Source organism: Burkholderia sp. SRS-25 (assembly GCF_004343765.1).
In the GTDB taxonomy this organism is placed as follows: Bacteria; Pseudomonadota; Gammaproteobacteria; order Burkholderiales; family Burkholderiaceae; genus Burkholderia; species Burkholderia contaminans.
Map to the genome: position 1 here is coordinate 59,393 of NZ_PTXM01000010.1, position 26,314 is coordinate 85,706.

At 59.5% G+C, this 26,314-nt stretch carries 17 protein-coding genes and 1 pseudogene; 8 read left to right on the top strand and 10 right to left on the bottom strand.

The window, feature by feature from the left end; translation table 11 throughout:
- Window positions 1-194: 194 nt before the first annotated feature.
- Window positions 195-2,681 (top strand): VPA1262 family N-terminal domain-containing protein, encoded by a 2,487-nt coding sequence (locus tag C5O79_RS15300; protein ID WP_131931449.1) that lies wholly within the window; start codon window positions 195-197, stop codon window positions 2,679-2,681.
- 18 nt (window positions 2,682-2,699) lie between these two features.
- Window positions 2,700-3,491, top strand: coding sequence for a hypothetical protein (locus C5O79_RS15305; RefSeq protein WP_131931451.1), 792 nt, complete (start codon window positions 2,700-2,702; stop codon window positions 3,489-3,491).
- A 404-nt stretch (window positions 3,492-3,895) separates the two neighbouring features.
- Here the strand turns inward: C5O79_RS15305 and C5O79_RS15310 are convergent, their stop codons facing one another.
- Window positions 3,896-8,392 (bottom strand): H-NS histone family protein, encoded by a 4,497-nt coding sequence (locus C5O79_RS15310; protein WP_131931453.1) that lies wholly within the window; start codon window positions 8,390-8,392, stop codon window positions 3,896-3,898.
- 752 nt (window positions 8,393-9,144) lie between these two features.
- On the opposite strand from C5O79_RS15310, the gene C5O79_RS15315 reads away from it, so the two are divergent.
- On the top strand, window positions 9,145-9,441 hold the full coding sequence (locus tag C5O79_RS15315; RefSeq protein ID WP_075686987.1) for a hypothetical protein: 297 nt from the start codon (window positions 9,145-9,147) through the stop codon (window positions 9,439-9,441).
- Window positions 9,442-9,649: 208 nt separating this feature from the next.
- Here C5O79_RS15315 and C5O79_RS15320 read toward each other — a convergent pair whose 3' ends face one another.
- The 4 genes from C5O79_RS15320 to C5O79_RS15335 form a co-directional block, all read right to left on the bottom strand.
- Window positions 9,650-10,891: an amidohydrolase family protein gene (locus tag C5O79_RS15320; RefSeq protein WP_122475123.1), complete on the bottom strand. Its 1,242-nt coding sequence runs from the start codon at window positions 10,889-10,891 to the stop codon at window positions 9,650-9,652.
- Window positions 10,892-10,903: 12 nt separating this feature from the next.
- Entirely contained in the window at window positions 10,904-12,220 is a 1,317-nt protein-coding gene (locus C5O79_RS15325; protein ID WP_122475126.1) for an MFS transporter, read from the bottom strand.
- A 139-nt stretch (window positions 12,221-12,359) separates the two neighbouring features.
- Entirely contained in the window at window positions 12,360-13,271 is a 912-nt protein-coding gene (locus C5O79_RS15330; protein ID WP_122475128.1) for a LysR substrate-binding domain-containing protein, read from the bottom strand.
- A 105-nt stretch (window positions 13,272-13,376) separates the two neighbouring features.
- Window positions 13,377-13,850, bottom strand: coding sequence for a cupin domain-containing protein (locus tag C5O79_RS15335; RefSeq protein WP_053060263.1), 474 nt, complete (start codon window positions 13,848-13,850; stop codon window positions 13,377-13,379).
- 151 nt (window positions 13,851-14,001) lie between these two features.
- Here C5O79_RS15335 and C5O79_RS15340 point away from each other — a divergent pair, with 151 nt between their 5' ends.
- From C5O79_RS15340 to C5O79_RS15355, 4 genes are all read left to right on the top strand, one after another.
- A complete protein-coding gene (locus C5O79_RS15340) occupies window positions 14,002-14,745 on the top strand; it encodes a helix-turn-helix transcriptional regulator (protein ID WP_122475133.1) in 744 nt (247 codons plus the stop codon).
- 217 nt (window positions 14,746-14,962) lie between these two features.
- A complete protein-coding gene (locus C5O79_RS15345; protein WP_122477349.1) occupies window positions 14,963-15,373 on the top strand; it encodes a TIGR02594 family protein in 411 nt (136 codons plus the stop codon).
- A 143-nt stretch (window positions 15,374-15,516) separates the two neighbouring features.
- Window positions 15,517-16,149: a glutathione transferase gene (gene yfcF / locus C5O79_RS15350; protein WP_122475136.1), complete on the top strand. Its 633-nt coding sequence runs from the start codon at window positions 15,517-15,519 to the stop codon at window positions 16,147-16,149.
- 144 nt (window positions 16,150-16,293) lie between these two features.
- A complete protein-coding gene (locus tag C5O79_RS15355; protein ID WP_046549426.1) occupies window positions 16,294-16,917 on the top strand; it encodes a LysE family transporter in 624 nt (207 codons plus the stop codon).
- Window positions 16,918-17,176: 259 nt separating this feature from the next.
- On the opposite strand, the pseudogene C5O79_RS38570 reads toward C5O79_RS15355, so the two are convergent.
- The 5 genes and pseudogenes from C5O79_RS38570 to C5O79_RS15380 all read right to left on the bottom strand — a co-directional run.
- Window positions 17,177-17,402 (bottom strand): annotated as a pseudogene (locus C5O79_RS38570) (RND transporter); the annotation flags it as partial.
- Between the two features lie 35 nt (window positions 17,403-17,437).
- Window positions 17,438-17,629, bottom strand: coding sequence for an RHS repeat-associated core domain-containing protein (locus tag C5O79_RS38815; RefSeq protein ID WP_081421267.1), 192 nt, complete (start codon window positions 17,627-17,629; stop codon window positions 17,438-17,440).
- 18 nt (window positions 17,630-17,647) lie between these two features.
- Window positions 17,648-17,851, bottom strand: coding sequence for an RHS domain-containing protein (locus tag C5O79_RS38820; protein ID WP_167348401.1), 204 nt, complete (start codon window positions 17,849-17,851; stop codon window positions 17,648-17,650).
- A 222-nt stretch (window positions 17,852-18,073) separates the two neighbouring features.
- Entirely contained in the window at window positions 18,074-18,589 is a 516-nt protein-coding gene (locus C5O79_RS15370) for a hypothetical protein (protein WP_131931455.1), read from the bottom strand.
- Between the two features lie 1,311 nt (window positions 18,590-19,900).
- Window positions 19,901-24,517, bottom strand: coding sequence for an RHS repeat-associated core domain-containing protein (locus C5O79_RS15380; RefSeq protein WP_163009017.1), 4,617 nt, complete (start codon window positions 24,515-24,517; stop codon window positions 19,901-19,903).
- Between the two features lie 485 nt (window positions 24,518-25,002).
- Here C5O79_RS15380 and C5O79_RS15385 point away from each other — a divergent pair, with 485 nt between their 5' ends.
- Window positions 25,003-26,238 (top strand): IS256 family transposase, encoded by a 1,236-nt coding sequence (locus C5O79_RS15385; protein WP_122475143.1) that lies wholly within the window; start codon window positions 25,003-25,005, stop codon window positions 26,236-26,238.
- Window positions 26,239-26,314: the final 76 nt, after the last annotated feature.

Below are 26,314 nucleotides of genomic sequence, written 5' to 3' on the forward strand. Positions count from 1 at the left end.
GTCCGCTTTAGTGATGCAGCCGCCTCAAACCAATTCATCTCGCTCAACCCATCTCCATACACTTGCTGGCTCGGTGCGTCTAGACTCTCTTTGCACTCTTAGACGGGCCGCTCTGTTGACTAGCCGACCAAAGGGCCACGACCGTGGAAGTTGTTCGTACACCATCATAACAATCATCACCTGAGTCACCAAACATGCCTACCGCTATTACCGTTTTTGGCCTCGCGGACCCTCAACTCGCCCCAACTGTATGCCATGTCGAACTTCGCTCAGTACGAGGTTCCGGCGCGTATCCGCCACCACACCTACCTAGAGATTTCCACGTCCGGGAAGGTGGATGTATCGCCATACCGGGAACTGAACTTGAGTTAGTCACGTGGGACGAACTCATCACAGCAGATCAAGAAACAAAATTGCTTGCCGACATCGAACAGGGAACCTTCTGTATACCAGACGATTGTCCGATCGCCGGAGGCCAAACAATAAGCGGGCAACCATACGGGCCATTGGTCATTGAAGAGTGGTGGAACAGCGCGCCAATCAGCGGAGTTGGTCTGCTGTATCGTAGTGGTATTGCGACCACTTCGCTGTTGCAGGCGCTAGTTGAGCGCCTGGAAGTAACTCAATTCCACGGGACAGTCCCGAAAGCACTCAAAGCAATCGAGTCCATCGTCGGCTCCATGTCTGGCGTGGCCGGCGTTCTAGGGGCTCGACAATCCTTCGGAAGCATCGCATATTTTTCCCGCTTAGACGCAACTGCAAATGTCGACGGCCCGCTGTTTGACATTGTCCCCGTCAAGCCTGACGCGGCGACAAAGACATCTATGCGATGCGTAGTTGTTCGACGCCGTTCGGCTCCACTAAACAAGGGATATACACTGCAAGTAAGACTTGGAAATTTCGATGAAATTTTAGGATCAGAGCTCGTTCGAATCGCTTCAAACGTCGGAGAGGTCGTTGTCAAGGCTCCTTCTCATATCACCGACATATCAGTTTCAGTCTTTGATGAAAGCGGTCAACTTGTCGACGCAATAAGCAGAAAATTCACTCAACAAATTCAGTTCAATCTATTGGCTTTCGGTCTGGTAGACAGCCTTCCCTCACCGTTTCCCGGCGCGCCCCCAAGCCCCGACCTCGAGAACCGAGCACGCATACATACTGCGTCATTCGTTGGGCCGTCCGCGGAAGACCGCTCTGGCGGTCTTGATATACTCCGGAAAAACCATGCACGTGTAAGTACACTAATCGGACCACAATCTGCCAGTCTTGAAAGCACATGGTTTGAGCAGGGAATTGACGGGCAGCTGGAAGTCATTCGCTGGATAAAAGAAAAGCTTGAGAAACCGGGTTTAGTTAAGGCTTTTCTCGCGGACCCGTACTTAGGGAGTAGCGCGCTCGAACGGGTTGTTGCTCGGCAGGGGAACGAGACGGCCGAGCTTATTATTCTTGTCTCGCCGGGGAAAGTTGACCCAGACGCCGATTCAGCCGCGACGACGGCCACAAATGACTACTTAGAAAAGCTTAAGAGTCTGGCTAAGGAGTGGGAGCCGAAGCTCGCGGGAAAAATATCTATAACTCATATCAAGCGAGGCGACGGAAAAAGGCAGGCTTTTCACGATCGCTACCTTTGTCTTGTAGATCAAAGCAACACACCAAATGTTTTTCTATTGTCGAATAGCCTAAGCAAGGCCGCCGGCGATTGGCCGTTCGCGATCTGCAAACTGGATCAAATTACGGCGTGGCGGGTGTACACCTACATCTTAGAGCTCGTAGGGGGAGAGTTGACGGGTTTGGTGCCTGACGTGATTTGGGAGCGCGACTCGGAGTCAACTGTTCATACGTCAACTTGCGAATGTCAGGACGTAACAAATATCGATGGAGTACCGTCGAAAAATTCGACCGAAATTCTTCTTTCCAAAATATGGAATATCGTCGTCAATCGGATTGACTATCAAGATGAAGTTCAGAAGTTGATTGCTGAATTTTTTGAAAAATGTTCTGAAGATATCGATGTGGAAAGATTTGGTGTCGAGCTTTTTAAAATAATAAGACACCGAGACGCCATTGTGATTTTCGTTTCCTCGCTTATTCGAGATATTGGTAAAATTGATCTTGCAAACCGACTGGACGAGCAATATTTTGCGCAAGTTTTTTCGATGGTTCCAGATGTGGGCAAGCGCAGCGGTTGGTTTTTGGACCCTGATGCACGAGGCGCTGCTCTCACAAATCTCGGCTTAACCATCGCACGAAAGCCAAAGGCTACCAATTTCGTTCTGTCAAAACTTAACACGAAGGTTGCTCGCTATCTTGCGGATGTGGAGACGCAGCGATACGAGCACGCTATCTCTTGGGATGCCCACGTCACGGCATTGTACCTCTCGGTCATAGCATTGAAGGTTTCCGTGCACGCTTCTGCACCCGAGGATCATCGGATCGGAATCGCTACAGATTACATTCATTTCATCGGACGCCTGATGCGTTCCAGAATTGCGGAAAATTCATACATTGTCAGAGAACGCAACCCAAATCCATTTTTGGATCACCTTCCTTTTGTAGCTGCGGAAGTGGCCAATGTACGTCGCTCCCTTGGAAATAAGATTGAACCGGCCATTAACTTAATTTTCGAGGATCCTTGGATTGTGCCTATTTTTGAGAAAGCGCTTCGTGCTGCGCTCGCCTGAAATCATTGGATGTAGACGATGAACATGAAAACAGCTAGTGGTGGTCTTCCGCAGAGCACCGTAAATATGATCTCCGCGAATGGCGACTGGTTAGGAATGCATGGAACGGGGTTCTTTGCGAGACTAGACGGCTACTTGTTTCTGATAACGGCCCGCCACTGTCTCGGAACTTTGGGATCGGATCTGACTGCAACGGCAGCTAGATTACTAGTGCCAGCGGACATAACAAGCAGCGGGATGACGCTTTCGATAGATACCTGCGTTAATTTCACGCACGTTGGGTTGGCAAAGGCAAGTACGAATTTCGATGACTATGTCGGAGCTGACGGCGATATGGATCTTGCCTGTTTGGTTGCCTCGAAGGAGCGACATGACCTCTATGAGATTGCACTACACCGTTCTACGGATCTACACAGTACTCCGGAATTATTGGAGAAAATAGCTTCCTGCGAGGCGCCACCAAAGCTTATCGTGCATGGATTTTCAAGTACGACACCAGACGTAGGCATCGAAGACAATGGGGCACGCCTAGCTTCCGCAAGGCTGCTGGGAACCTACGCTGGTCGTGGCAGATACCCCCACACACATAAATTGCGCATCACGGATCGCGGCGTTATCGACGACCTAGATGGCATGAGCGGCTCTCCTATCTATGCGAAAGTGCCGCCTCCTCCATGGTCGAGAAGAAACCCGTACATTCTGATAGGAATGGCAGTAATAGCTGGCGGTGACTACCTTGAGTTCATCGGTCAACAGGAGATAGTTCGACTCGCCAGAGATGTCCTCGAGAGTGAATGTTTACCGAGGTAGCAGACTTAGAACCAGAAATTGTCGTTTCCATAAGGGCCGGCACGTCGGCGTGGTTCGGATGTGTTCACTCACTCAGTATTAGTGCGGCCCTAGTGATCAACAGGATTGAACGCGGTGCTCCCCGCAATGATGAAATTATCTGACTGTATCGATAATTGTGGGGATCGAGGTCTTTCGTTGAGTTTTCGGTCACACAGTGCAGCGATCGACTGATAGCACAGGAGTGCCGCATTCGATCGCCAAGCGCTTTTCCAACGTCTGCTTTAGGCAAAACGAATGTTCACAACGGGTCGAATGTCGCCGCCCACGTTGGGCGACTGTCGGCCAGGATTGGTCAGTCGCGACCGGCTCCTTTCCGGTGAGCTAGCCGGGGCACGACCCAAGCGCTATCGCCTTCTGAATCCTCACGCGCCCGGATCCGAAACCCACCGGGCGCAGATTGCCGAATCGGTCCCAGCTTTAGGCTGGCTGATCTCAAAGTCGGCTAGCATCTTCCCCGCAGTGAGAGCGTCGTTCACCCACTTTGGCCGGCGCCCCTTTCCAGACCACGTGTTGCCATGCGCGTCCGCATACTTCGGGGGTCCGCTTATGGCGGCCTTCGTGACGGCCATCGTTTTGCGAAAATCGTCTTGCGGCGCCGCGTCAATGCCAATAATGCGCAAAAAGAGAGCGGGGTCCGCAGCTTGCAACTCCAGCGCCTTCCGTTTGAGCAGCGCAATCAAGCCATCAAAATCCAACTTACCGCCAGCCGGGTTGTTCCACGTCCTACGGCGCTGGAGCACAACTACGAAGAAGCCAATCTTCGAGTTCGGAGTCTGCATGTACTGCCCCTTCAGCTGCTCGTCCAAGGCCACGAGGTAGTCGGCAACAGTCCAACGCTCGGACATCTTGAGCTCAACAGTGGCTCGAAGTTCACCTACCTGACACAGCACATCGCGCCGGGTTGCCGCTGGAAGGATTGGCTCCAGTGTCACGACATAACGACCGCCGCTTGCATGATTCAACTCGCTCCCGAGAAGTGCCTGGAAGTCTTCTTCGAGGGCCAGGCCTTCGGTTTCCGTCTTGATGTGCTTCATGACCACAAGATTGAACATACGCCGAAGGCTGAATTCGCCATGTTCGATGTCACGTTGTACCGCGAGCAGGTCGTTGTGGACGGCTTGAGCGAAAGCGGTGAATCCAATGGATGGAGGCGCGAAGTCGCGTTCGAACTTGGCGTAGTTCTGCTGGGTGACTGGAACGACGTAGGCTTCCTCTTCGCGCATCTGAAATTGCAACTGCCTGATGTATTTCGCTCGCGCCCCGCTGGTCTTCTCTCGAAGGTCGTCCAGTACGACGTAGGCCGCTTGGGACTTGGCACTTGAGATTACGGGGAGCAGCGAGTCGCGAAGACGCTGTGCGTGATCACGGGCGCCAACGTGAAACACCCGTCCATCTTCGTGAACGATATCGTCGGGCTCACGCACGACAGTCACCACCCACTCGTAAAGGGCCGCGAGAGCCCTCAGGCCGTCCATGCCTCTCTCTGTTAAGCCGCTCAAACGGCTCCGCTGGTCCTGGCCGACATACGCGGCCAGATCGAATATGAATTCTTCCGCGGCGCGCTGCTCGGCTGCACGCCAACTGTCCCACCGCGCACTGAAGGTTGCCGAGTAATGAAACAGCCAGAACAGCCCCCACACGACCGCGTTTGAGCGGAGGCGCGTCATGGCGCTGATACGGGCCTCAAGATCACTACGCACTTTCTGCTCATCTGTATCCCCAGGTGAGGCGAGAGAACCATGGGTGGGCAGTGGGTCGCGGAAAGCTACAGACATGTGCGACCAAGCTTCGCCTTCGAAAGCGCCTTGGTCTAGATCTGCCCCTTCAACCACCGCGCAGGTCAGGGCAGCTGTAAGCGCATACGAGTCAACGTTCGCTGAGCTTGTCGCGAACGTCCAAGCCGCGCCGGACAGGCCACGCTGAACCGCAGAAGGCGCGTCCGGCAAATGCCGAATCAGAGCATCTGCCTGGTCAGCTGATACCGCGCCGGCGTCTGCCTTGGCCAGTACTTCGTGGAATTCCTCGAGGGCTACCGCCTCATTGGCGCGCACGACGGACCAGAACCACTTCGGATATCCGTTGATTTCAAAGCGCCCGTAGGAGAGAGCTCGCTTAACCTCGGCGGTGGACAGCACCGGAAGCTTGGCGCCATCTCCAAGATCAAGGTGAAGCCCCTGAAGGCCGGCGACGGTCACATAGTATGTGGTGTTGCGCTCGTGCTCCTGAAACTCCGGTGCACGCGTGCGCCATATGGCGCTAAGCCCTGCTCGGGCGGCGTTAGCAAGGTCGACGCCCGCTGCCTTTTCGAACGCCGAGAAGTCGCACTCGCCGTAGCGTGCGTCGTGGTTTGTCCGGCATAGCCAATTGGCAATCCAGGCAAGCGCATTCGTGTTCGAGCCGTCTCTCACGCTACCAATTTCGATCGACAGCGCGTCCTTGGACTGTTTGCCCAGCTCCAGCTTCTCTTGCTTCGCCTTTTGGGGCCGAGTAACCGACTTCTGCGCAGCAGCCTTCTCCTTGAACGTGGATACCAGTTCGGTGAAGCCAGGCTCGGTAAGCGCATCAACATCGCCATCTTGCCAAAGCGAGTACATCCCGTAGGAGACAAACGTCTTCCAGATTCCTTCAGGCGTTCGGTCACTTTGAGCGATGGCTGCTCGAAGTAGGTCCCGGCGAACGGCGTCGGACACCTTCAGCGCAGCGCGGAGCTCAGCCTGCTCGCCGCTTCCAAAGTGGAGCTTGCCGTGCGCCTGGTAGTACGTCAGGCACAGCTTGGTGACGCGTTCGACAGGAAGGCTATCGGTTCGAACAACGAGCGCAATCAACTCTTGAACAGCATCTGCAAAGTTGTCGCACCTTTCTTGGTACTCGTAACGCTTCGCGTCAAAGCTTTTCACCATGCGGCATAGCAACCTCTCGGTGAGCGCCGCAAGTTGCTCCGGGCGTGCGGAGTCAGCGACATCGTGTGTGAGAGCCCAAGTGAGATTGAACCCGCCGCCGTTGCATATGTACTGCTTGCTTGCCAGTTCAGCGATCGTGTCAGCGTCGAATGTCCTCCACGCAAGCTCGCTAAGAAGAAGCTGAAGCGTTCGTTCTTCAAGGTGCGGGCACGTCTTAGCCGCATCAGCGAGTGATTGAGCATCGTCATCTCGTTCGAGCGACATCAGATACACGAGCTCGGCTGGATTTCCTAGCAGCTTCGCGTAGTCGTTGCCATGCTCGGACAGAACCTTGTCACGGAAGACATCCAGACGAGCGTAGGTAGCGATATCGAGAAGCGCGACGCGTGCGTGCCAGTCAGAGCCAACGCTGTCGTAGGCCTCCAGAAGTGTGGGTTCAATTCCGGGCTTCGCGGCTTGCCAGTAGTTCTCCGCCGTCAGAGTGAAATGATTGCGTCCTAGCGTGTCGCCGCAAGTGTCCAGCCGCTCCACGCTGCGCTTCAGTGCTGCGCTCGCGTCCGCCAACGGAACTTGCGTACTGCGCAGGTCACCGAAGAACGCAACGGCCTGCGGTTCAACCTCTAGCAACTCCAACCTGCAGTGCACATTGAATGTGGATAGCCAGCCGGCGAGAGTCAGGTGCGCTCGATGTACTCCACATTCACCAGTCGCTGCCCTCCACGACAGCGCAGCAACAAGCCGGTGCGCGTCTTCGGGCGACTGAACCAGGGACGAGAGGCGCTTTGCGGCGAGATAGGGAAGCAGTTGATCGGGATAAAGCTTGACCTGATGCTGGCCCGAATCGATGAACAGCCTGGAGCCAAGCAGATACGTCAATGAACTTTCAGAGAGCAAAGAACCCACGAGCGGCCGGCACGACAGCACTCCATCCTGCACTCTGAGAACATCCGCTGCCAACTCCATATTTGGCAGCTGACAAACGGCTGAAGCTGCCGCGAGCTTCTCCAAAGCCTCGTTCAGGCACTCCGGGGAAGGCCGTCCCACCAGCGTTTCGCGGCGGTCTGAGCGTTGCTGAGCCTGGACAGCAGAAACCATTCGCTCAAAGACGGAGGTTAGGTCGCTAGGCGGATTGGTCACCGGGTCGACGTAAGCCAGTACGTCGAGACTTCCGGGGCCATCCGCGAGTTCATTTAGCCCGAAACGCCGCGCTGCCTCCAGCAATGCCTTGCCGTTAGCGACACTATGGCGATTCTCGAGGTACAACCTCGCCGCCCTCCTTGAGAGGGGAAGTAACCGGAAGACCTTCAAGTGCTCCTTCGGGGCTGACCTCGACTTAACCGTGCTGCCGGCATCGAACACGGCGAGTCCAGCGCTCGGAGCTTCGGTTACTTCCATTTCTTCTGACGTGTCGTCGGGCGACTCGTCGTTCGCGTCGCCCGCATAGAGCGTTGCACGAAGTTCTTCTTGAACAACATCAAGAACAGAAGGCGTGAGAGTAGCGGGGCGCGACGAGAGAATCCAACTGACATCCGCACCTGGACGCCCAACTGCCCTGGACACCCTACGAAGAGCTGACTGTAGCCCCGACTCCCGGCCTAGCACTGCCTCATCCAGAGAATCAACAAACATGTGCAGTCGCTCGGTGGGCGAGGCCTCCCATGCTTCGAATGCTTTGGCTTCGGTGGCTTCAAGAGCGATTTGAAAGTCGAATTCTTCGAGAAGTCGGTGAAGGGCAACGAACACTGCATGCTGACCGTTGTCACGGAGGCGCTGCGCGCAAGCTCGCAGCTCCGTTGTTTTGCCGAAATTTGCGCGTGCAGTGATGAGCGAGAATCGTCCGGCGAGGAGTTGCTCCCAGCCTAAGTGCTTGCGGCCAAAGATATTCAAGGTCAGAAGCTCCTTGACCGAGTACTCGGTCAAGAGGCTAAAACGTCGTTCTAGGTCGAGATAATCAGTCATCGCGGAGCAGCTCGGTCAGATTCTTCTTCGTTATTGTCGGCTAGGCTGAGTTTGAGCACGGCTGCCTATCTACCTATTTTGGGATTTATCGAAGGTCTGGACAAGCCCCTAGGCTGCGCGGGAGAACTCCGCCGGCGACGTTTCCAGAGCAACTTCCGAAGAACCTGCGCAGTTCTCCGAGGCACGTCTGCTCCCGCGCCACTTACTGCGGAGGTCCGCGTGGCGGCTAGGGATCGATTTCCGACGTTAGCGTTGGCGGTAATCGCGCACGAGTGGCGTTCCAACTCAGTCCTTAAGGGACGGCCGCGTGTGGCCGTTCGTAATTCACGCGTTGAGCGCCAACGATCGTGTGCCATACGGCTTAGTAAGAGTCGAGGTTGAAGTATTTCCCGCAATCGAAATAGTTCTGGATCGATCGGCCCTAGCGATTCATAGGGTACAAGTCCTCCGAATCACTGACATGAAGCATCAGGCACGGACACGCTCCCTATACCTAACGGCCAATCCCCCCCAATCCCCCATTTCTGAGATGCCAGCCCAACTACACTGGTCTTGAAGCCATGCTTCTCGTCATCGGGAGTAGAACGCAGTCCCCTCCGCACCGATGGTCGAAAGAAAGCCGTCTTGCCCAACAAGACCCAGCGAAGAGGGGAGAAAGAAGGGGAAACCCAAGGCATCAAAGAAGCGCGGGCCGCATGGGCGGCAACCCATACGACCCGCTGACCACCACCAACTCACCCAAGGAGTCGGAAATGGCTGACGCCAATACTAAGCCACGTCGTAGAAAGAACAAACCGGTCAACATGCAGAAGACGTTTGAGCTGGTCCTGCGCAACTACCCGGACCTTCCCAAGCGAGGCTGGCCGTATCTGCCGTGGATGAAGGCGATCGACATTGATTTCAAGATCTTCGGATTCAAGCCTGGCGACCGCGTATACGTGGATGCCAACTACGTGACCCGGCAGATCACGATCACGCCGGATTACAGCCAGTTGGCGTTGCGAGAGCAGCCGTACCACGATCCTGACCCTGGACCGTCGCCGCTATAACGCCTGCAAGGGCCGCTTGATGCGGCCCTGGCGAGTGGAATGCAGGCGTTTCCCGAATGCGACTGACTGCCGGGGCGACACCGCCCCGGCCATTGCCGCAAACGCCGCGACTCACACCTCCAGCCACCTTCAACAACTGTCACGACCGCAAGGCCCGTGAGGCGACACGTCGCCTGCCGAAACAGCCGAATGGCGTCAAGTCATCAAATCAACGCCCACCGGCTTGCCGCTTCACAAGCGCCCCCCGCTGCAACACATACTCGACCCGCGCGCCTTCATCGGCCACGACTCCGATATCTTCAAGCGGATTCCCATCCAGCACGACGAGGTCGGCGATCGCCCCCACGGCAACCACCCCAAGCTGCCCCTGCATATTGACGATCTCCGCCGCCACAGTCGTCGCCGACCTGAGCGCTTCCAGATTCCCCAGCACTTCGGCCCGAATCCGAAACTCTCCGCTTTGAAACGCGTGCATTTCCCCGAGCAGATCCGACCCGAACCCCATCTTCACGCCGGCGTTCGCATAGATTTCCAGCGATTCGCGTCCTTTCTGCTGAACGGAAGCCACCTTTGCCACCGATTCGGGCGGCATCCCGAACTCCGCGCCGTGTTTGGCCAGCGCGTCATAAGTGACAAGCGTAGGCACCACAAACGCGCCATGCTCATGCATCAACTTCGCCGCAGTCTCATCCACGAGATTCCCATGCTCGATCGTCCTAACCCCACAGCGCACCGCCCGAGCAATCGCCCGCCCCGTATACGCATGCGCCATCACATAAGTATTCGCGGCCTCGGCTTCATCCACGATCGCCCGAATCTCATCCTCCGAATACTGCGTGTTCGCAATCGGGTCGGTCGGCGAAGCCACGCCGCCTGACGCCATGATCTTGATCTGCGTCGCGCCTTTCTGAATTTCCTCACGCACGGCGAGCCGCACACCTTCGACCCCGTCCACCACCCGAGCGATCGCCCCCGTCCTGAAACAGCAGGAACAAGGCTCCAGCAAATCCCCACGCGGCCGAAAGTCCCCATGCCCGCCGGTCTGAGACAACGCCTTTCCCGACGGAAAAATCCGCGGCCCCGACACGAGCCCGGTTTCGACCGCCTGCATCAAGCTCCAATCCGCGCCCCCGGCATCCCGCACGCTGGTAAACCCACGCGACAACATCGCATCGAGAATCGGCAACGACCGAATCGCGGCAAGAATATTCGGCTGCGTCGCATTCACACCGAGATTCGCATTCGAAGCCAGCACGTGCACATGGCAATCGATGAACCCCGGCATCACGGTCTTGCCGCGCACGTCGATCACCCGCGCATTCGGAAAATCCACCGGCCGATCGGTTACTTCGACGATCCGGTCGCCGTCGATCACGACATGATGATGTTCGAGCAGCACGCCCCGTTCGAGATCGAGTACGTTGCCGCCTTGCAGCACGGTAATGGTCATGGAGAGAGATCCTTATCGATTGACGGAAGCGCCACGCTTGGCGTCCTTCACGAAGCGCGTCCCGATGAAGCTGACGGCCGCCGCAAGCGTCACGTAGAAAGCAGGCGCCATGTTGCTGCCGGTGCGGGCGATGAGCCACGTGATCAGGAACGGCGCGAAGCCGCCGAAGATCGTGACCGCGAAGTTGTACGCGACGGACAGCCCGGTCGACAGCACCTTGGTCGGGAACAGTTCGGCGAACGCCGCGAGGATCGGCCCCGTGTAGGTCGCGATCAGCACGCCGAATACGGCCTGGAACACGATCAGCGACGTGAACCCGGGCGCATGGTTGATCCACGCGAACATCGGCCACGCGAGCAAGAAGATGGCCAGCGCCGATCCGGACAGGAACACGCGCCGTCCCCACACGTCGGCGAGCCGGCCGACGATCGGCGAGCAGCACATGATCATCAGCCCGCCGACCATGCCGGCCGCGAAACCGGTCGATTGCGGCAGATGCAGCGTGCGCACGGAATACGTCGGCATGTAGAAGAGCAGCACGTAGGTGCAGACGGTCCACAGAATGACCATCGAAAAGCTCGCGAACGTCTCGCGCGGGTAGGTGGACAGCACTTCCTTCAGCGGCGAGCTTTCTTTCGCCTGCGCTTCGACGGCGCTGAATGCGGGCGTCTCGTCGATATGGCTGCGGATGTAGTAGCCGACGGGCCCGACGATGATTCCGAGCAGGAACGGCAGCCGCCAGCCCCAGCTATGCAGCGCCTGCACGTCGAGCGACGTCGTGACGAAGGTGCCGGTCGCGGCGCCGAGCAGCACCGCGAAGCCGATGCTCGACTGGATCCAGCTCGAGTAGTACGCGCGCTTCTCCGGCGGCGCGTACTCGGTGAGGAACGCGGTGGCGCCGCCCATCTCGCCGCCGGCCGAGAAGCCTTGCAGCAGCCGCGCGACGACGATCAGCAGCGGCGCGGCGATACCGGCCTGTTCGTAGGTCGGCGCGAGCCCGATGAGCGCGGTGCCGGCGGCCATCATGAGAATGGTGAGCGACAGCGCGGCCTTGCGCCCGACCTTGTCCGCGTAGATGCCGAGCACGATGCCGCCGACGGGCCGCATGAAGAAGCCGACGCCGAACGTCGCGACGGTCAGCAGTACGGACGTCAGTTCGTTGCCAGTCGGAAAGAACAGTTTCGCGATGATGACCGCGAAGAAGCTGTAGACGGTGAAGTCGAACCATTCGAGGCCGTTGCCGATCACGGTCGCGACGATGGCGCGGCGGCGCTGCTGCACGGCCGCGTCGACGGCAGGCGCGGCGCGCGGGGAAAGCGTTCCTTGCATGGTCTCTTCCTCTATCCGAATCAGAAGACGGGACGGCTGCCCCGCGTGAATCCCATGCTAAGGACAGCCGGATTTTTTTCTGAAACGAAAGATTCGCATGCACGCATGCGCTGGGCGCATGCGTTGCGTTCCGGATGGGTCAGGGCGCCATCTGGCGCTCCGCCTGTTCGAACAGCCAGCGTGTGAACAGGCGCGCGGCGTGGTTCTGCGCGCGGTCGTTTGGCGAGATCACGTAATAGCCGCCGCCGTGGCTCGCGGACGCCTCCGTCACGCGCACGAGCAGCCCGGCTTCGATGCACGCGTCGATCATGTAGCGCCAGCCGAGCGATATGCCCTGGCCGAGAATGGTCATCTGCACGATCTGCGGATACGAGTTGATCGTGATGTCCTGCGGCTGCGCCTTCTGCCGGTCGATGTCGTTCTGGTCGAACCATTCGGACCACGACATCCACTGACGCTGCCCGTCCTCGAGGCGCAGCAGCGTCTCGTGCGCGAGATCGGCCGCGTCGAGCGTGCGGCCGGACAGGTAGCCTGGCGCGCAGACGGGAAACACTTCCTCGTCGAAGAGGCGCCGCGCGGTGTATTCGGCGGGCGCCTGCTGGCGCACGTAGTAGATGCCCACGTCGAACTCCGCCGGCGACATCGACGCGAGCCCGTCGCGCACGATCAGCCGCAGCTTGATGTTCGGATACGCGGTGCGAAACGCGGGCAGGCGCGGCGTGAGCCACAGCAGCGCCACGCCGGACGAGCATGCGATCGTCAGTTCGAGATCGCCGTAGGGCTTCATTACGTCGTGCGTGGCTTCCGCGCATTGCGTGAGGAGGTGATGCACCTGCGCCGCGTATTGCTCGCCGGCAATCGTCAGCCGCAGCGAACGGTGTTCGCGCACGAACAGCGAGCGGCCGAGGAATTCCTCGAGCTGCTGGATCTGCCGGCTGATCGCGCTTTGGGTCAGGTGCAGCTCGGCGGCCGCGCGCGTGAAGCTCGCGTGCCGCACGGCGGCTTCGAACGCGACGAGGCACTGGAGGGGCGGCAGGGGCGTGATGCGCATGGCGGGCGTGAGGGTCGTGTGCCTCGCGACATCATAAGCGGGGATCGCGACGGAATCGCAACCCCCCGCATGAGTGAAAGCCCGACCCTCTGCAGCGTGCCCGCCTCAAGCCGCCGGCAGGTAGCGCAGCTTGTACTTGCGTTGAAGCGCGGCAAGCGCGTCGGCGGAAGGCTTGCCGGGGGCCGCCAGCCGCACGAGCTCGCCCGCTTCCTTGAAGAACCCTTCCGCCCCGCCGGGCGTGAACGTCGTCAGGAATCGGCAGGGCGCCGTGCCGGCATTGTGGAATTGCTGGGTGATCCCCTTGGGCGCGACCACATAGCTGCCCGCCTTTGCGGTGTACTGAACCTCGCCGATCTGCATCGTCAGCTCGCCTTCGAGAATGAAATTGTTCTCGTCCTCGTCTTCATGGATGTGCAACGGCACGGTTCCGCCGGGGGGCAGCACGGTTTCCATGAGCGAATAAGCCCCGCCCGTTTCGGCGGCGAAAACCTTGATGTTCATCCGGGCGCCCGACGGATGCAGGACAGGGTGTCCATCGGCGGATTCGATCATGCGCGCGATCGTGGTGGCGTCAGTCATTCGTTCTCCAGTGGCATGGGGCAGGCAGACGGAGGTGTCCGTCATTCGGCATGCAGGTTACTGGAGCGGTAGGCTTGCGGATATCGTGTATTTTGACAAAAAATACGTGTAACTCGACAACCCGTATGTACATCTCCTTGCGCTTCGACCGATGACCTTTTCCGTGACCGCAGCGCGCTTCGGCGCCTTGAGTGAAAGCGTGGCAGGCCGCCGCCATACCCATCCGGACGGGCAGCTGGTTCTGTCGCTTCAGGGTGTGGTGGCTTGCGAGGCGCGCGATGCGCATTGGATCATCCCGCCGCATTGCGCACTGTGGCTCCCCGCGGGGCTGCCTCACGTCAGCCGCGCTTCGCCCGCGGCCGAAGGGTGCTTCGTCTTCATTCACCCATCGGTGACGGGGCTGCCGGATGAATGCCGCACGCTGCGCATCAGCCCGATGCTGCGCGAGATCATCGTCGAACTGGCAAACAGGCCGCCCCAACCCGGCGTCAGGCGACACGCGTTGATGGTCGAGCTGTTGATCGAAGAGCTCGCCATCATGGAGCGGGTGGACACGCACTTTCCGATCCCGAGACATCCTCGTGTCAGGCAGATCGCGCAGGCGCTGATCGCCTCGCCGGGCGATCGCCGTACCGTGGAAGAATGGTCCCGCCACGTCGGCATGGGCGAGCGGACGTTGTCGCGGCGCTTGTTCGAGGAGACCGGCATGTCGTTCGGCAAATGGCGGCGGCAGTTGCATCTGATGGTCGCCCTCGAGGCGCTGGCGAAAGGCAGAAGCGTGCAGCAGGTCTCGGATGAACTGGGCTACGAGGCCGTGACGAGCTTCATCAACATGTTCAAGCAGGCGCTGGGTACGACACCCGCGAAATACCGCGCGCTTCAACCCAGGCCGTAGTGCGCCCCGGCCGCCGAGCGCCGGCATGGCGAAGCGCGCCACCGGAGCCGGTCGGCACGCCAGCGCCGCATGGCGGATGACATTGGGCATCGCGTTGACGGCGGGCTCGTCGCCATACGCGATTCATGCGACGATTGGCGATCAATCTCCATGAATCGAGGCAGACGTGACCCGATCAACCTCCGAGAGCAAGCCGGACACCGGCCATCCGCCGTGGATGCCTGTCGCAATGGCCGAACTCGGCATCCGCCGCCATCCGCCCGGCAGCATCAACCCGCGCATCGTCGAATACAACAACCAGACGAACCTGGTCGGCTACGACGACAAGATTTCCTGGTGCTCGTCGTTCGTCAACTGGTGCATGACGCACGCCGGCGTTCGCGGCACGGGCTCCGCGCTCGCGCGTTCGTGGCTCGAATGGGGCCGGCCGCTGGAGCGCCCGGTGTACGGCTGCATCGCGATCCTGACGCGCGACGATCCCGCGAGCTGGAAAGGGCATGTCGGGTTCTACCTGCGTCACGACGACGAACAGGTGTATCTCTTCGGCGGCAACCAACTGGAAGAAGTCCGCGAGCTCGCGTACCCGTTGACCGAGGTGATCGGATACCGCTGGCCCGACGCCGGATGATCTCGCCGCGGCAGCGGACACAAAACTGCAATCACCACCGCATCGGCTGCTGCTAACCTGTCGCACAACCGCATCGACCCACCCGAAGCCTGTCGGCGCATCAACGAGCCGCCGCCGGCCTTCGCACCCACAAGGAGCCAGCAGTGCAAACCGGTCATCTCCGTCTCTACGCCGATACGCAATATGCGAGCCCTTACGCGATGTCGGTTTTCGTTGCGCTCGAGGAAAAGGCGCTGCCTTACGAACTGGTGACCGTCGATCTCGGCAACCGCGCGCATTTCGCACCCGACTACGCGGCGACCTCGCTGACGCAACGCGTGCCGACGCTCGTGCACGACGATTTCGCGCTGTCGGAATCGTCGGCGATTACCGAGTATCTCGACGAGATCTTCCCGGGCACGCGGCTCTATCCGGTCGAGCCGCGCCAGCGTGCGCGGGCGCGGCAGGTGCAGGCGTGGCTGCGCAGCGACCTGATGCCGGTTCGGACGGAGCGGTCGACCGAAGTGCTGTTCTACGGGCCGTCGAGCGAGCCGCTGTCGAGCCTGGCGCAAGCCGCCGCGCAGAAGCTGTTCGTGGCTGCCGACAAGCTGCTCGCGCCGGGCGCGGCCAACCTGTTCGGCGAGTGGAGCATTGCCGATGTCGACCTGGCGGTGATGCTGAACCGTCTGGTGCTGAATGACGATCCGGTGCCGCAGCGCCTTGCCGACTATGCGCGTGCGCAGTGGGAGCGGGCGTCGGTGCAGCGCTGGGTGAAGCTGAAGCGGCCGCCGTTGTAATTCGCGGATGCAAGGGGCGCGGTGGGAAAGAGCGGGTGCTGGCTGCCCGCGTGCCGCGTCTTGGACCGTCCCGCATGCAACCAAAATCGGCGTGCTAGAGTAAGCCGACTTTCCCCTCCTTTACCCGAATCCGCCCGAACCGCCATGAGCTATCTTCCCCAACTCGCCGCAGTCGGCGGCGTGATGTTGCTGGCGTGCGTCAGCCCCGGTCCCGACCTGATCGCCGTTTCGTCCCATGCGCTCGGCAATCGCCGCGCGGGCCTGCTGGCTGCGCTGGGCATCGCGTCGTCGCATGCGGTCTGGGCCGCGATGGCGATTTTCGGGCTCGGGCTGATCGTCGCGAAGCTTGCGTGGCTGTACGAGGCGATTCGCATCGCTGGTGCCGCTTACCTGATCTATCTGGGCATCAAGACGCTGTCGGGCCTGCGCCAGTCGGCACAGCTGGCTGAAGCCGCGAGCCAGCCGGTCGTTCGCGGCGGCGTGCACGCCTACCGGAAAGGGCTGCTGGTCGGCCTGACCAACCCGAAAGCCGCGGCGTTCTTCGGCAGCCTGTTCGTCACGCTGCTGCCCGCGCAGGCGCCGGCATGGATGCATGGCGCGACGCTGGCCGTGGTCGTCGCCGTATCACTGACGTGGTTCTGCACGGTCGCCGTGCTGTTCTCGACGAACCGTGTGCAAGTCGGCTACGCGAAACTGCGCAAGCCGATCGATGCGGTGATGGGAACGATCCTGCTGGGGCTCGGCGCGAAGCTGGCACTCGACCGATGACGCTGCAATGAATGTGCTCGGCCCGATCCTCATGGTGCTCCTGCTGGCTGCTGGCTGCCGGCGTGTTCGTTGCGATCCGGTTCTGGCACAAGCCCATCACGCGTATCGTCACCGTTGTCGTCGCCGTTATCGCAGGACTGGGCATTGCGTGGGCGGCGGTTTATCTGATCGCGTTGTCGTCGGTCCAATGTCTGGGATCGTGTGGCTGACGAGCGGGGCGCCGGCAAGTGTGGAAGCCGGCGCCGTATCGTGATCACGCCTAGTTCTTCGCCACAGCCCCCACCTGCGGCCCACCCACCGCCTCATTCCTGCTCCACCCACCCCAAAGCGACCGATACAGCGCCACCGCCGCCAGCGCATGCTCGCGCTTGACCTGATTGAGCGAATCCGAATCCCGCAGATAAACCTCCTGCGCGGACAGCACATCCAGAGGGAATATCGATGAAGAAAATCGGTTTGTCCGTCGCGGTCATGGCCGCATCCAGTATCGGATGGGCGGCGCCTCCGAGCGAGGGTGTGGTTAAAAGCTGTGTGATGGGGCAGCCTGTCTCCCCGCTTGCAATCCTATCGGGTCGAGACTGATATATCGCCCCACTTCAGGATCGTAGTACCGATGCCTGTTGTAGTGCAGCCCCGACTCGTGGTCATGGTACTGCCCCTGGAAGCGGACGGGGTTTGCGATTGGAGCTTTGCCTCCGGCCGCTTTCCTGATCGCCTCCTGCGCGACACCCTACGCACGGTACTCCGCGCTCCACGCAATCTCGCTGTGCTCGTCGGTCAACTCCTGCGGTGTGCCGAGGTGATCGCACTGGAACCACGCGACGCTGTTGATCTGCGGCGCACGCGGCGGAGGGCCCCACAGCGGGTCTTCGTCCTGCTGGTAGTAATCGCCGTACTCGGGCTGGTCGAGCAATTCGATGACGTCGTCGCGCACCGCCTGTGCCACCGGCACAATTGGTATGATGCGTTGACCGGCTGGGAGGCTTCGGCTGCCGGCGGGCCTGCTGCGCGCACGCTGACTCCAGCTCAACGCGCGCTGGATGCGCAGGCTCGGCTGGCTACTAGCCGCGAGTTGGGGCATGAGCGGGCGCAGATCATGGCGATGTATCTTGGGAGATAGAGTTGCCCATTGCGCCGATAGTTCGTCAATCGATGATTACTTCTCCTTTCGCACCATTTCCAATCCGAATTTGCGAAGCTCATCGCGCTCAGGCCCCTCTTTGGGTAGCACTAAAGACAAGACATTCACACCAAATTGAGCAATGGTCTGGGAGTGTTTTTCACCGGAAAACCACATTCGGCGGAAAGCACCCAGTGCAACATGGATAGGGTACTTTCTCGCGATCATATCTCCAACGGAGAAACGCAACTTATCGTCATTATATTCTTTTGAATTATTGACCAGTGATTCTAATAGGGCGCTTTTTTGGTCGAGGGTGAGTTTATCAAATTCATTATATAATCCAGAAATGAAGTTATCTGTGCCACTCTTAGAGAAAACTAGAGGATCTGACAGCACCTCCAGATACAGTGAGAATATATCTCTAGGCAGCGGTGCAGCTAATAAAGAAAGATACTCTAGCTCGAACGCAATCTCGGCCATCTCTTTTCGTCTGGAGTTAGCCGGTAAAGCGCGCATCCGAATTCGGAGATCGTTAACAGTAGTCGTCATGGTACAGCCACGTTAGCAGGGAGAGTCCACCGTAGAGGTGGTGCCAAGGATGGAATCATCCGAATAGCTCGGTATGCGGCATAGGTCGCCCCAATGCCCGCAGCAGTTTTGACCACAGTGCCGCCTGACGGGCATGCACGACATGTACTGCTTCCATCGTCCGTATCGTTATCGTCGCAGTCTTTGTCATACTGTTTCTCCCATCGACGAAGAATTGAGTCTTTTTGGTCAATTATGGTTCGATGGCCACGCATTGTTTCAGCAAGGCGTTCGCCGGGTCCGATCCTCTCAGGAAGACCTCCGACCAGTTCCGACCAACGCGTGTCCAGTTCATTTTGCAGCCCCGTCATCTTCTCTCGAATTGCAACGCATTGAGGGTGATTCCTGCCAAATTTCTTCCAGCAGGCCGGTGCGCTTGACGACAGTCTCCCGCAGTTGCTGGAAGCATCCATCGGCCATGATCACACTCAATAACATTTACACGTATAATTTGCGGCGGTGTTTCTAGTTGAATTTGGAAAAGGTGCCTCCAAAACCCCAAACATGCCGCGGTCGCCACAAGCCTCGAGGCATTGATCCTCTCGCTCGTTTATGTTTGGCTCACTACATTTTGCCAAAACAAACAACACCATCAAGGCGGCAAGGAAAATATAAAAAAACAATCTTCACCATTCGCTTCATCTCAATGAATTTCTCGTGAAAGTGAATTTCCTCTTATCCGTGCCCTTAACCGAAAATTTATGTTTAAAATTTCTCCTCCTTGCCTTGCAAGTCAAGTTTGAATCATCGATTGCCTTGTTGTTTTGTAGTGCATCATCCCTGTAATATCATGAATATCAATATGTCTGTGGCTCTTGCTGGCGGAGATTTACTCCCGCCATTGTCCTGGCGGAAGCGCGTCGGATGGGAAGGGAGGATATGTTATTTAGTTAAGTGCGCCCGCCGGGTTGGAATTTTTCATTGGTGCCACCGATGGAAGATCGTGGCGGCCTAATTTGGCTGTCCAACGCCACGGGGTCAGCTTACTGCGTACCTGCCCTTTTGTGTGCATAAGTGCACCGGGCAATCCGGGATAGGCCAATTTAATATGAGATTTAATAGCATTCGCACTCGTAGTTCAGAACAGTCTGTCGCGGAGAATAACTGGAAGGGGCACTCAAGCGGCCAAACATTCCACGCTTGCCACAATCATCTGAGCATCGCTGTCTGGCATCCTGAAAGCTCGGCATGCCGCATTTTGTCGCGACAAAAACCATAACCAGCAAGGATAAACCTGTGTACAAAATAACCGTGATATGATTTTTCATAAATTTAATTTTTGGAAATTTTTACCTTTATACAAGTGAATTTTCTGCCATCTTTTCCTTTGACGGAAAAATATTGACCATCGTTTTGAGGTTTGGCTTTGCAGCTAGATCCAGAATTATCGGTTGGGCGAAGATCTTCTAATGGATCGTCGCCATAGTAGCCTACGGCGCAATATGACTCAGGCATCGTCCATGCCGTGTTTACGCCGACCCATTCACCGGGTACTTGCTGAAGTGGCCAGGGGAAATTAGATATATCTCCCAATGCGCTTCCTACGATAGAGTGTTGTGCTATTTTCGGTAATGGCGGCAAAATATCGGTGCGATACAGATTGCCCATTCCAAGTAGCACTGGCCCCATTGCCTGCAACCCGAGTGGATCAATCCAGATAACAGGGTTTTTGACGTAAGTATAGGCGTTGATCCCGCCACGCAATCCGATCGGATCCTGAATAATATAACGTCCCAAGTTCGGATCGTAATAGCGATACCGGTTGTAGTGCAGCCCCGACTCATGGTCATGGTACTGCCCCTGGAAGCGGATGGGGTTGGCGATCAGTGCCGTCCCTGACGCCTTCCTGATCGCCTCCTGCGCGACGCCCCAGGCGCGGTACTCCGCGCTCCACACAATCTCGCTGTGCTCGTCGGTCAGCTCCTGCGGCGTGCCGAGGTGGTCGCACTGGTACCAGGCCAAGCTGTCGATGGCTGGCGCGGGCGGCGGCGGCAGCCATAGCGGGTCTTCGTCCGGCCGGTAGTAGTCGCCATACTCGGGCTGGTCGAGCAATTCGATGGCTTCCCCGCGCACCGCCTGCGCCACTGGCACAAAGCTACCCGGCTCGTAGACATAGTGCGTGGTGCGCGCACCAAAGCCGTCCTCGTCGGCGATCTTGCTCTCCCACGCCAGCGTGTCGCCATCCCAGCCGTACAGCGTGAAGCCGCATTGTAGTTCGCGGTTGCGCTTGACCCGTTCGGCGCGGTTCCAGTGTGGCCCCGCTTCCCTTCTTTCCTCGTAGTGCGCCTGGCTGTGCTTGGACAGGCGCCGGCCGAGTGCATCGTAGGTGTAGTCGACCTTCAGGCGATCATCTTCGTAGTGGGTGAGGCGGTCGAACAGATCCCAGGTGAAGCGGCCTTCCTTGCCGTTGTGCCAGCGTTGCGTGAGGTTGCCGCGCGCGTCGTACTGGTAGTGGGTGCCGGCGTATTGCTTGAGCAAGTTATCCAGCGCCTTGATGCGCGGCATGCGCTGGCGCTCGGCTTCGCGCTGCTCGGCCGGGTCGATCAGGTTGCTGGCCGGATCGAAGTCGAAGGTTTCGTGGCCGAGCCGGCTTTGCGCTTCGAGCAAGCGGCCCACCGGATCGTAGCGGTAGGCAAGCTGGCCGCGCCGCGTGTCATTGATGTCGGTGAGCTGGCCGCCGGCGTCGTAGCGGTAGCCGCGTACCAGCAGGCGGCTGCCACCTGCGGGTTGCCCGACCGGGCCCTTGGCTTCATGGGCCAGCACCTGCTCGCTAAGCCGTCCCATTGAATCCCACTGCTGCGTTTGCAGCAGCTGGTTGCCTTGCAAGCGTGCGACTTCGCGGTGCAGGTCGTCGCGCTCGTAGCTGACCAGTTCGCGCTCGTCGAGCTGCAGCGCCAGCAGGTGGCCGCTGCCGTAGGTCAGCCAGCTGACGCGGTGACCATCCGGGCGCACGGTGGCAATACGCTGGTTCAGCGCGTCGTATTCGTGCTGCCACACCCCGACCAGCGGCTGGCCCAGGCGGGTGTAATGCTGGTGCTCACGCAACAGGTTGCCGGCCGGGTCGTGGAACCATTGCAGGCGGCTGTCGGCGTTGCTGGCCAGCGCCAGGTTGCCGTTGCGGTCGTAGGCAAAGGTCTCGACCTGCCAGTCTTGCTCACGCGGGGCTGCGTCGCCGGTTTGCAGCGCGGCGCGCCGCTCGGTGAGGCGCCCCATCCGGTCGAAGGTGTAGGCGGTGATGCGCTGCCCGTCGATGGCGCGCGCCAGTTTGCCGGTGGCTTGCTCGTACTGGTAGTGCGTGGTGGCGCCGTCAAAGCCGGTTTCCGCCAGCAGGCGGCCGACCGGATCGTAGTGGAACTCGGCATCGCGGCCGTTCTCGTTGCGCAGCGCGGTGAGTTGGCCGAGCTTGTCCCACTGGTAGCGCAGGCTTTGGCCGGCGGCGTCCACGCGCTTGGCCAGCAGGCCGGCCTCGGTATAGTCCCAGGTAGTCGTTCGACCGAGCGCGTTGCGGTGACAAAGCAACCGGCCCTCGGCGTCACGCTCAAAGTGCTCTTCGCTGTCATCCGGGTGGCGGATGGCGGCGAGCTGGCCAGCCTCGTAGCGGTAGCGAGTGACCTGGCCGGCCGCGTTGGTGAACTGCACGAGTTGGCCGCGCTCGTCGTAGGCCCAGGTGCTGGCCTTGGCCGAGCAGTCCACGTAGCGGGTGAGTTGGCCACTGCTGTTGTACTCGAGCTGCTTGGTCTTGCCGCTGGCATCGGTGATGCCGATCGGCAGGCCCATCAGGTTGTACGCGTATTCGGTCTTGTTGCCCAGCGGGTCGATGGCCTCGGTGAGCCGGCCGCGGGTGTCGTAGTCGCGCAGCCAGAGGCCGCCTTCGGCGTCGCTGATCTTGATGAGCTGGTCCTGGCTGTCCCACGCATAGTGCACCACCATGCCATCCGCGCGGGTGTGTTCCAGCAGGTTGCCGTTCTCGTCGTACGCGTAGCGGTCCTCGCTGCCATCGGTGTGGATGTGGTGCACGACGTTCTTGGCGGCATCGCGGAACAGCCATTCGGAACGCTTGTCCGGGTGGATGATGCGGTAGGTGTAGCCGAGGTGGTCGTAGTAGTGCCGGGTTTCCTGACCATGGGCGTCGGTGACATAAGTCAGGCGGATGTTCTCGTCCCACTCTAGGCGGGTGTCGAAGCTGCCGTCATCCGCCCATTCGCGCACCGCCCGAGCATCGGGCCCATCGCCCTGCCATTGCAGGTTCACGCCGCGCCCGGTGCGATCGGTGTAGCGGGTGACCAAATGGTGCTGATACTGGTAAGTCCACGCGGCGGTGTTCTCGTCCTGGGCGAGCGTGAGGTCGCCCGCCTCGTCGTAGCGGTACAGGCTCAGGCGGCGCAGGGGAGCGTGCTCGCCCATCAGCCACAGGCCGGTGATGCGGCCTGCTTCGCCCACCAGGGTGCTCAGGTGGGTATGCACCTGGCTGGGGTCGTCCTGGTAGGTGATCAGGTCGGACAGCACCGCGCGATTGCCAACGCGGTGGCCGTAGTCCAGCAAGAGGCCCGCGCCGCCGCGCAGTTCGATCCGCACCAGCAGGTAGCGGTCGGCTTGGCGCTGGTAGGTCTCGCGACGTTCGTGGCCACGGCACAGCACCAACTCGTGATCGCGTACACGAACCAGGGTGAGGTCTTCGATGCGATCTTCATGGAACTGTCCGACCTTGGGCATCGGGTAGTCGTGGCTGCGGCCGTCGGCACCGTGGTAGCGCAAGCCTTTGCCGGTCACGTCGATGCGCGTGGTGTACGGGGTGATCCAGCGCGCGCCCAGCTCGCCATCGTCAAAGGCTCCGAGACTGGAGCGGTAGGTGCGTGTCCAGTTGATGGGAAATGGGCCGGATAGAACGAAATCCGTCTGGCTGAGTGCTTCACTCCCGGTGGCAAAGCTGATGCTGCCGCCGGTGCCTGACGGTGCACCGATCTTGCAGGCGTTGGCATCTTGTTCAGCGGGGCGCTCTTTGACGCGCACCTCAAGGGGTTCGCCGGGATGGGCGTTTAGCGCCTGGCTCGTCGTGTCGGTCTTGATGTTGGCGGCGAGCCCACTGCTCGGCCCTCGCGCTTCGAGCGACCGATGCAATCCGGCGACGATCCACCCGACACCACCTTGCGTCCCCGGATTGGCCTGCGCGCGTACCTGCCTGGCCAAGAGCGCGGCGAACTTGCGCAGTAGTTGGGCGTTTGCGGCAATCTTGGCGCGCGCTTCTTTTGAAAGGCTCTGGGCCGCGGGACTCTGGCTTGTGGTTGCTGCACCGTGCTGGAATTGAACTGCCGCGCCATAGAGGTTGGAAAACACCTCGGTGGGGTCGCGCCACGACTTTCCCGACTCGTTCTTGTCGGTCGCTATAGTGACGGCGGCACTCGCCTGACTCAGGGTCTCCAGACCGCTGGCGAGATCCAGCACGAGGGTTTCGCCAAACGTGGCGGCCTCATCCATCAGACCGGGTAGCTCGCGTTGAATTTGCTGAACAAGGTCGTCCAACTCGCCCTTGATGCTGCTGTTCAGATTGACCGCCAACGTGTTGAGCAACGCCTCCCCAATCAGTGGCTTGCCGCTGTTCAGGAGTTCCTGTCGTGCCAGAAACAGGGTAGGCCGCAGCGTCATGCGGGCGGGAGCGGTGGCCGGAGCGGGCATCAGACCGATCAGATTGATGCTCGCGATCGCCCAGTCCGAGGTATCACGGTCCTCGCGTGTGGTGAGGGTGACGATATCGCCCAGCAGGTCTGCCAGATTGAGGATATTCCGGACGGCAGGAAGATTGCCTGCAACGGCGCGCAGGCGACCCAGGGTCACCGCTCCATCGGTGATTGCGCCCAGCCATTGGTCAAAAGCGCCGATGGTCAGTGCCACGTCACTCAGTTGGATCTGGTTGAGCGGAGCGACTGTGACGGGACGTGCGGAGGATGCGGACGGTTCAGGTGCTTGGCTCGCCATAGGTGCTCCAGGGGCCGAGCACCACAACTACTGCCTCCGGTGAAGGAATGACTAGCAGCAGGCGCTCAGCAGATGTGGACGTACATGGAATTCTCCAGACGCAAGCGTGAAGATTTGCTGGCGATGTGAATATGGGATCGATCTGAAAAGCCTTTCAGATAGTCTGATAACTGTACGAAATCAATTGCAGCGCATAGCCGTTCTCGTTGACCCAGGTCGAAAAAGGCACGCGTCAGCAATGCTGGGGGAGCCTCGACCGGGTCCTCGGCTAATATTACGCATGGCGTAGGTCAGCCGATTCGGCGTCGCGAAGGGCGTACAAGGGGCGGCGGTCCTGACACATCCGAGCCTATCCGAACCTTTGTGTGTGAGGCATAAACTGATGGCCAAGGAGCCACTTTATGCCACGCAAACGCAAGGAAGAAGTGACGATTGAGCCGGGCAAGGGCTTGAACCTGGACCCGGAACTCATCAAGCAACTGGTGCCCGGAACGCTGGATCGGGCAACGATCAACGAGCAGTTCGCGGCGCTCAAGAAGGCGATCTTCGAGCGTGCGCTGGGCGGCGAACTGACCCACCACCTTGGCTACGAGAAGGGTGAAGCCAAACCGGGCGGCGGCACGAACCATCGCAACGGCACCAGCCGCAAACGCGTTGCAACCGACGACTACTTGCTCGACGTCGAGATTCCGCGCGACCGCGAAGGCACCTTCGATCCGGTGTTGATCGCCAAGGGCGAGCGACGCTTCACCGGCTTCGACGACAAGATCATCGCGATGTACGCCCGCGGCATGAGCGTGCGGGAGATTCAGGGCTTCCTGCTGGAGATGTACGGCATCGAGGTATCGCCGGACTTCATCAGCACCGTCACGGACGCGGTGATCGACGAAGTGCGCGAATGGCAGAAGCGGCCGCTCGAGCCGATGTACCCGGTCGTGTTCTTCGATGCCTTGCGAGTCAAGATCCGCGACGAAGGCGTGGTGCGCAATAAGGCGATCTACCTTGCACTGGGCGTGCGCCGCGACGGCACACGTGACGTGCTGGGCCTTTGGATCGAACAGACCGAAGGCGCCAAGTTCTGGCTGCGGGTGGTGAACGACCTGAAGCTGCGCGGCGTGCAGGACATTCTGATCGCCGTGGTCGACGGCCTGAAGGGCTTCCCGGACACGACGGTGCAGACCTGCATCGTGCATCTGATCCGGAACTCGCTGGACTTCGCCAGCTGGAAAGTCCGGAAATCGGTCGCAGCCGCGCTCAAGGAGATCTATCGGGCACCGTCGGCCGAAGCGGCCGCCGTGGCGCTGGATGCGTTCGATACGAGCCCGTGGGGTAGGAAATACCCACCGGTTGCCGCCCTCTGGCGCCGGGCCTGGGATCAGGTGATTCCGTTCCACGCCTTCGCGCCTGACATCCGGAAAATTGTAGATACGACCAACGCGATCGAGTCGTTGCACATGCAGCTTCGGAAGATCATCAAGGCGCGGGGCCACTTCCCATCGGACGAGGCCGCGCTCAAACTGATCTGGCTGGCGCTGCGCAACGTCGTGGTCAAGTGGACCGGTTCCCGGCACGATTGGAAGAGCGCCATGACACAGTTCGCGCTGCTTTACCCGGAACGATTCAACATTGGAGTCTGAATCTCAACCTGCCTCACACACGAAATTCCGGATACCTCCACACATCCTCGTGCAGGGCAGTGGCACCACCATTCAG

Coding starts and splice junctions, on each gene's coding strand:
- C5O79_RS15300 (WP_131931449.1), top strand. CDS start 195: ATGCCTACCGCTATTACCGTTTTTGGCCTCGCGGACCCTCAACTCGCC.
- C5O79_RS15305 (WP_131931451.1), top strand. CDS start 2,700: ATGAACATGAAAACAGCTAGTGGTGGTCTTCCGCAGAGCACCGTAAAT.
- C5O79_RS15310 (WP_131931453.1), bottom strand. CDS start 8,392: ATGACTGATTATCTCGACCTAGAACGACGTTTTAGCCTCTTGACCGAG.
- C5O79_RS15315 (WP_075686987.1), top strand. CDS start 9,145: ATGGCTGACGCCAATACTAAGCCACGTCGTAGAAAGAACAAACCGGTC.
- C5O79_RS15320 (WP_122475123.1), bottom strand. CDS start 10,891: ATGACCATTACCGTGCTGCAAGGCGGCAACGTACTCGATCTCGAACGG.
- C5O79_RS15325 (WP_122475126.1), bottom strand. CDS start 12,220: ATGCAAGGAACGCTTTCCCCGCGCGCCGCGCCTGCCGTCGACGCGGCC.
- C5O79_RS15330 (WP_122475128.1), bottom strand. CDS start 13,271: ATGCGCATCACGCCCCTGCCGCCCCTCCAGTGCCTCGTCGCGTTCGAA.
- C5O79_RS15335 (WP_053060263.1), bottom strand. CDS start 13,850: ATGACTGACGCCACCACGATCGCGCGCATGATCGAATCCGCCGATGGA.
- C5O79_RS15340 (WP_122475133.1), top strand. CDS start 14,002: ATGACCTTTTCCGTGACCGCAGCGCGCTTCGGCGCCTTGAGTGAAAGC.
- C5O79_RS15345 (WP_122477349.1), top strand. CDS start 14,963: ATGCCTGTCGCAATGGCCGAACTCGGCATCCGCCGCCATCCGCCCGGC.
- C5O79_RS15355 (WP_046549426.1), top strand. CDS start 16,294: ATGAGCTATCTTCCCCAACTCGCCGCAGTCGGCGGCGTGATGTTGCTG.
- C5O79_RS15370 (WP_131931455.1), bottom strand. CDS start 18,589: ATGACGACTACTGTTAACGATCTCCGAATTCGGATGCGCGCTTTACCG.
- C5O79_RS15385 (WP_122475143.1), top strand. CDS start 25,003: ATGCCACGCAAACGCAAGGAAGAAGTGACGATTGAGCCGGGCAAGGGC.